Source organism: Bradyrhizobium sp. MI1.10, assembly GCF_055811035.1.
In genome coordinates this window covers 49,096-55,493 of the sequence record NZ_JBVVPN010000049.1, presented here as the reverse complement: position 1 = coordinate 55,493, position 6,398 = coordinate 49,096, and the positions used below count along the sequence as shown (strand labels likewise).

8 protein-coding genes are annotated in these 6,398 nt (G+C 63.3%); 5 read left to right on the top strand and 3 right to left on the bottom strand.

Features of this window, described 5'->3' with window-relative positions; all coding sequences use genetic code 11:
• Positions 1 to 176 precede the first annotated feature (176 nt).
• The 4 genes from AC0L3K_RS34130 (at position 177) to AC0L3K_RS34115 (ending at position 3,315) form a co-directional block, all read left to right on the top strand.
• Positions 177 to 1,010 (top strand): ABC transporter permease, encoded by an 834-nt coding sequence (locus AC0L3K_RS34130; protein ID WP_473258798.1) that lies wholly within the window; start codon positions 177 to 179, stop codon positions 1,008 to 1,010.
• Positions 1,011 to 1,013: 3 nt separating this feature from the next.
• Positions 1,014 to 1,892, top strand: coding sequence for an ABC transporter permease (locus AC0L3K_RS34125; protein ID WP_007602561.1), 879 nt, complete (start codon positions 1,014 to 1,016; stop codon positions 1,890 to 1,892).
• A gap of 20 nt (positions 1,893 to 1,912) precedes the next feature.
• Positions 1,913 to 2,644 carry an aspartate/glutamate racemase family protein gene (locus tag AC0L3K_RS34120; protein ID WP_219683861.1) on the top strand — a complete coding sequence of 244 codons (732 nt, stop codon included), beginning with the start codon at positions 1,913 to 1,915 and terminating at the stop codon, positions 2,642 to 2,644.
• A gap of 176 nt (positions 2,645 to 2,820) precedes the next feature.
• Positions 2,821 to 3,315 carry a hypothetical protein gene (locus tag AC0L3K_RS34115; RefSeq protein WP_219683847.1) on the top strand — a complete coding sequence of 165 codons (495 nt, stop codon included), beginning with the start codon at positions 2,821 to 2,823 and terminating at the stop codon, positions 3,313 to 3,315.
• 174 nt (positions 3,316 to 3,489) lie between these two features.
• Here the strand turns inward: AC0L3K_RS34115 and AC0L3K_RS34110 are convergent, their stop codons facing one another.
• On the bottom strand, positions 3,490 to 3,840 hold the full coding sequence (locus AC0L3K_RS34110) for a hypothetical protein (protein ID WP_473367644.1): 351 nt from the start codon (positions 3,838 to 3,840) through the stop codon (positions 3,490 to 3,492).
• A 101-nt stretch (positions 3,841 to 3,941) separates the two neighbouring features.
• The gene (locus tag AC0L3K_RS34105; protein ID WP_007602556.1) at positions 3,942 to 4,244 is read right to left on the bottom strand and encodes a hypothetical protein; all 303 of its coding nucleotides are present in this window, start codon (positions 4,242 to 4,244) and stop codon (positions 3,942 to 3,944) included.
• A gap of 92 nt (positions 4,245 to 4,336) precedes the next feature.
• On the opposite strand from AC0L3K_RS34105, the gene AC0L3K_RS34100 reads away from it, so the two are divergent.
• Positions 4,337 to 4,552 (top strand): hypothetical protein, encoded by a 216-nt coding sequence (locus AC0L3K_RS34100; RefSeq protein WP_007602555.1) that lies wholly within the window; start codon positions 4,337 to 4,339, stop codon positions 4,550 to 4,552.
• A gap of 31 nt (positions 4,553 to 4,583) precedes the next feature.
• On the opposite strand, the gene AC0L3K_RS34095 is transcribed toward AC0L3K_RS34100, so the two are convergent.
• On the bottom strand, positions 4,584 to 6,230 hold the full coding sequence (locus AC0L3K_RS34095; protein WP_473256050.1) for a PAS-domain containing protein: 1,647 nt from the start codon (positions 6,228 to 6,230) through the stop codon (positions 4,584 to 4,586).
• Between the last annotated feature and the right edge of the window lie 168 nt (positions 6,231 to 6,398).

Sequence of the window (6,398 nt, the reverse complement as noted above, 5' to 3'; positions counted from 1 at the left end):
CTTCCCGGTGGACGGCGGACTGACGGCGTCGATGCCCTATACGGGAAAGCCGGTTTAGTTCACGCGCTCTCGCGTCGGGGGGGCGGCGCCCCCCCGGGGGGGGGGGGGCGCCGGCCCCCCCCCCCCCCGCGCCCCGCCTGTCACCCTCCTTCATCTCCTGGCTTCAGGCCGGGCCGATGATGCTGGTGTTCCTCGCCTTCTTCCTGATCCCGCTCGTCTTCGTCGTCATCGTCTCGTTCTGGGACTACAACGAATACCAGTTGCTGCCGGCCTTCTCGGGCCGCGGTTACACCGACACGTTCGAAGGCTGCATCGCGCAGCTCCCCGATCTCTGCACGATCGCCAAGACTTATCTGAAGACGCTGAAGCTGTGCTTCCTCGTGTGGGTCATCACACTTTTCATTGGCTTTTGGGTCGCCTACTTCCTCGCCTTCCACGTCAAGTCGAAGACCTGGCAGATGGGACTGTCGCTGCTCTGCACGATCCCGTTCTGGACCTCCAACGTGATCCGCATGATCGCCTGGATTCCGCTGCTCGGACGCAACGGCCTTGTCAACTCAGGCTTGGTGAAGACGGGGCTGATCAACCATCCCGTTGAATGGCTGCTGTTCTCCGAATTCTCCGTGGTGCTGGCACTTGTGCATCTCTTCACCTTCTTCATGGTGGTGCCGATCTTCAATTCGATGGTACGCATCGACAAATCGCTGATCGAGGCTGCCTATGACGCCGGCGCGACCGGTTTCCAGACCCTCGTCAACGTCATCATTCCCCTGGCAAAACCTGGCATCGTGATCGGCTCGATCTTCGTCATCACCATCGTGATGGGCGATTTCATCACCATCGGCGTGATGGGCGGGCAGCAGATCGCGGCCGCCGGCAAGATCATCGAGACGCGGGTGAACGCGTTGCAATTCCCCGCAGCAGCGGCCAACGCCGTGATCCTGCTCGTCATCACCTTCCTGATCATCACCATGATGTCGCGCATCGTCGACATCAAGAAGGAGCTCTAGAGCATGAAGGAAGGACGCCCGCGCTCTTTCTACGTGCTCGCGATCTTCTTCGCGGCCTACACGCTGTTCCTCTACGGCCCGATGATCGCGATCTACGTGCTGTCGTTCCAGGGGCCGCAGGGTGGCCTCACCTTCCCGATGAACGGTGTGTCGACTTTCTGGATCGCAAAACTGTTCCAGGGTACCGGCATCGTCGATCTCGGCGCGGCCTTTCGCCGTTCGCTGCTGCTCGGCATTATCGTGATGATCGTCACCGTCGTGCTGTCGGTCGCCGCGGGCATGGCGTTTCGCCGCAAGTTCAAGGCGCAAAGCATCCTGTTCTACTCGGCGATCGCGAGCCTCATCGTGCCCTCGATCATCACCTCGCTCGGCATCTCGCTTGAATTCCGCATCATCGACGATGTGATCAAGGGCACCTTCAACGAGAATTTCGAGACCTCGATGGGCCTGCTCACTTCCGGCCTCGGCGCGCATCTGACCTGGACGCTGCCGTTCGGCCTGCTCATCATGTTCGCGATCTTCAACCGCTTCGATCCCAGGCTCGAGGAAGCCGCGCGCGATCTCGGTGCGACGCCGTGGCAGGCGTTCCGTCATGTCGTGCTGCCGATCATCCTGCCCTCCGTGATCGGTATCGGCCTGTTCGGCTTCACGCTGTCCTGGGACGAACTCGCGCGTTCCAGCCAGGCGATCGGGGCCGTGAACACGCTGCCTCTCGATCTCCAGGGCCTCACCACCACCGTGACCAACCCCGACATCTATGCGCTCGGCACCGTGATCTCGGCCGTCTCGTTCACGGTGATCGCGCTTGCGCTTGGCACCATCCACATGCTGAACAAGCGACAGGCGGCCAAAGGCTCGGACGCCGGCAAGGGGCTTGTCTGAAAAGGGGCTTGTCTGATCTGATGCGGCTTCACGTCGTCAATCCCAACACCGCTGCGACCATGACGGTGAAGATCGCCGCTGCCGCGCGAAGCGTCGCCCTGCCCGACACGATGATCGATGCGCGCCAGCCCACGATGGGCCCGGTCTCGATCGAGGGATTTTACGACGAGGCGTTCGCGGTGCCCGGCATGCTCGGCTGCATCCGCGAGGCCGACCGCGACGGCGCGGATGCGCACATCATCGCCTGCTTCGACGACACCGGTCTCGACGCCGCGCGCGCCGCGGCAAAGACGCCCGTGATCGGCATTGGCGAGGCCGGCTTCCACATGGCGAGCCTGATCGCCGCGCGCTTCGCCGTGGTGACGACGCTCGGTGTTTCCATCGTGCCGATCGAACATAATTTGCGGAAATACGGCCTCACCGACCGCTGCACCCGCGTCCGCGCTGCCGAGGTGCCGGTGCTCGCACTCGAGGAGCGCAACACCGATGCGCTCGCAAAAATCTCTACGGAAATCACGGCCGCGATCCGCGACGACCGCGCAGAGGCCATCGTGCTCGGTTGCGCCGGCATGGCCGATCTCGCCAATGAACTCGCCGCCACGCACGGCCTGCCCGTGATCGACGGCGTCGCGGCCGCGGTGACCTTGGCGGAATCACTGGTGCGATTGGGACTGAAAACCTCCCGGCTCGGACCCTATGCGGCGCCCCGATCGAAGACCTATTCAGGTCCGTTTTCGCCGTTTCAGCCCTGATCTCTGCCTCTGACGGGCGCTTGGATGCCCTAAGGCATCCTGATTGCTGGTTTTTTTGCTCTTAGCCTCTTTTTGGTCCCATTCCTTGCCGAAACGTAACGCTTTCGGGACACCCGGTGGCCTCAGGGTTGCCGGTCTTCGCCACTCACCAAGTTTCAATTTGGGTTTTGTCAGCGATGATCGATCTCGCAGAGGACGCACCGTCCAACCCGCTTCTTCGCCTCGGCGCCCAGCCCATCGCGCTGACCGCCGCCGCCCTCCTCCTGCTGATCGCCGGTGTGACCTCGATCGCGATCTGGCGCGCCTTTACCGGCTCAGCCCCTGAGACCGACCGGGTGGTTGCGTCGCGGCAGCTTCAGGCTCGGACCGCACAGGCATCCGAGCAGCTGGTCGAGAAGACCAAGGGGCTGGAGGCAACCCAGCAGGAATCGATCGACCAGCTTCAGGTCGTGCAGGACCAGCTCCAGAGTATGAAGCGCTTGCTCGCATTCCAGCAGGCCGACACCAAGCGTCTGTCCGAGCAGGTCACGACACTCAACGAGTCCATCGACGGCCTGCGGCAATCCTTTGCGAGCGCCCGGGCGACCGAGGCGGAGACTCCCTCGGTTACCCGCAGGAAACCGGCGCGGCATCGTGTCCATGCCAGTGCACGCAAGCGCTCGCGCGGCTGAGCAGCCGGCGCCGCCTAAATTTTTGGACTTGTGAACTGGATCACATTCGCCCGTATGATTCCGAGCGATGCTCGCCGTCACCGGATGGCGTGAGCCGATTTCAATGTCCGGGGCTGGCAAGGTCGTTGACGGTATATTGCGTCAACGGCCTTGTTTTTTAACGGGTACCGCCGCCTATTCGCAGACATCCACGGAGCGGATGCGCCAGCCCGACGGCGTCATGACGCGCTTGCGCACGACGTAGCAGCCGCCATAGCCACCATCGTCGTAGCCGGTACCATAGTAATAGGGATCGCCGTAATACGGTTGGCCGTAGCCGTAATAGCCGCCGTAATAACCCGCGCCGGCGATACCCGCCCCGATGGCGATTCCCGGCCAGAAGCCACCGCCATGCCAGTGGCCGCCGTGACCCCAGCCGCCACCGTGGCCCCAGCCGCCACCACCGTGGCCGAAACCGCCCCGCGCCTGGGCGGCCTGTGGGGCTGACAGCCCGACTATCGCGACGGCCAGCGCCGCCATCATCATCTTCGATCCTCCGCGTGGACACGCTCCACGCTCAAAGCAGGATCAAGCTAGCGTTCCCTGGGCATTCCGGACAGCCACGCTGCCTCACTTCCGCGCGAGCGTCAGCAGCCGCGGCAGATGCTCTTGAGCTTCTTGTCGAGCAGCCGGTTCTCGGCGTTGACGGCGGCGTCGGTGGATCCACCTGCGCCGGTCCCGGTGGTGGTTCCGGAGGTGGCATTCGCTCCCGATGATTGCGCCGTACCCAGGCTGTTGGTCCCGGGCGGCGGAGCCGGAGAATTGGCGACACCTCCGGCCGATCCCGCTGCGCCGCCGCTCGCTTGCGCGAACGCTACGGCCGGCATCGCGGCAAGGGCGAAGATGACAATCATGGTCTTGATTGAACAGGTTGCGGACGATGTTGCCATTCGAATGCTCCTTTACCGATCAACCGCCGCATCGATGACCGGTTCCGGAACAATTGCCGTCAGTTCAGCTTGAAAGGGGGAGAGCCACGATCATGCGAAAGCCGATCGCGTTCGACGCTGCAAACCAGAGAGGCGAAATCAGGATGACGGATCGCGATCCTTTTGCAGAGGGCGAACGCGCCGCGCGCGAAAACATTCCGGCAGAAGCCAATCCTTACTCGGACGGCAGCGACGAACACGCGTTGTGGGCTGCCGGTCACGAGAGGGTCGCGGGTGCGATCGAAGCGCGCGAATCCGAGGGAAGCTGAGGCGCCGCTTCGAATGGGGCGCGCCGTTGAACTACGCGGCCGCCACCATCCCCTCGGTCCGGTCCTCGACCATGGTCACGAACATGTGGGACTCTTCCCCTGCGCCGCCGATCTGGACACGGCGGGCGGAGATCACGCGGCGCCCGCGCGCGGCATTGTCGATGGTATCGACGATCGGCTCGAGCTGCTGTTTCTGCGCCAGAAGCTGTTGGTCGCGCTGCTCGATCAATTCGGCTGCCTCCGCGGAGAACAACTCCCGCGCGGTCTTGCCGATGATCTCGCCGCGCGACATGCCGATCATGTTCTCGGCCGCCTTGTTGACGAAGACGTAACGCAAATTGCGCGCGTCCTTGGCGATGATGCCCTCGGCCACGTTCTCGATGATGGTGGCGAGGAAGCGCTCCATCCGCTCGAGAATGCGCTCGCGCTGACGCTGCTCGGTGACGTCTTCCTGCACCGACACCCAGCCGCCACCGTCCATCGGACGCTCGTAGATCTTGATGATGCGGCCGTCATTCAGGGCGACCTCGTCGACCGCCGGCTCGCGCTTGGTGATCCGGTCGAGGACCGCCGCGACATATTTCGCGACGTTACCGCTGAACAACCCGCTCCTGACTCTGTGCTGGAGAATTTCCTCGACCGTCGACCCGGCCTGGATCGTCTCGGGTAGATTGTAGATCCCCCGGTAGTTGGTGTTCATCGCGACCACATTGGCCTTGCCGTCGAGCATAACCAGGCCCTGCGGCATGCTGTTGATAGCGGCCGAAAGCTGCCACTTCTTGGCCTGGTACTTGTCGTTGAACTTGTCGCGCTCGGTCATGGCCGCGTCGCGCGCCTGCGCTGTGCCGAGTTCGATCTCCTCGAGCTCGAAGATCCGCGCCACCGCATCGCGGAAGTTCTGTACGGCTCGCGCAAGACGACCGATCTCGTCGTGACGGCCGAGATGCGGCACCTCGCTCTTGACGTCACCGCCGGCAATGCGGTCGGTCGCTTGCGTGATCTCAGCCAGCGCCCCGACCACCGAGCCCCGCATCACAACGACGTTCAGCCCCGCGAAAACGAGCGCCACGAGCCCGAGCACGAACAAATAAGCCGCGGCATAGCGGTTCTCGTTGGCAAGTTCGTCCGCCTCGCGGGCGCGCTGCCCGTAGATCCGTTCCAGCGTCTCCAGATCGAGATTGAGCTTGTTGCGTAGCGTCCGGTTGGTGTCGTTATCGCCCCATTCGCGCGCTGCGGCCGGACTGATCTCCAGCCCGCGCCGAACAAGCTCCTGGCGAAATTCGATGAACTGCGCGATGCGCTGGCGGAAGCTCGAGACTTGCGCGGCATCGTCGGCGGCGACGGTCCGCTCCATGCTCTTCACCGCCTCGGCGAGTTCGCGGTTACGGCGCACCAGACCGTCGGCGAACTGCTTCATCGCGCCGCGATCGGCGGACATGTAGATGCCGCGCGATTCCATGACGACGGCGTAGATCAGCGTGTTGATACGCCCGACATTGATCGCCGCCTCCGCCGAAGAGGCGTGCATGTGGCGGTAGGTCGTCTGCAGGCGGACGGTCTGGATCGACATCACGAGCAGGAAGGTAGTGACGATCGCGAGAAAGCCGGCAATGCTGTAGACTTTCTCCGCAACGCTCAGGGTATCCGCGCCGCGAGCGAAACGAACGAGCTTTTTCACAAATTTGGTTCCGGCGCCGAGTCCGGATCCCAGCGCCGCAGCATCCATGGCGCCACTCCTCCTGGTTGAAAACGCTCCAGGATAGGCATGATGGCGCTAGCGGAGGATTAAAATACCGGCGGGTGTTTTTACGGTACGGAACCAGATGCCGGCCGCACACGGCCTGCG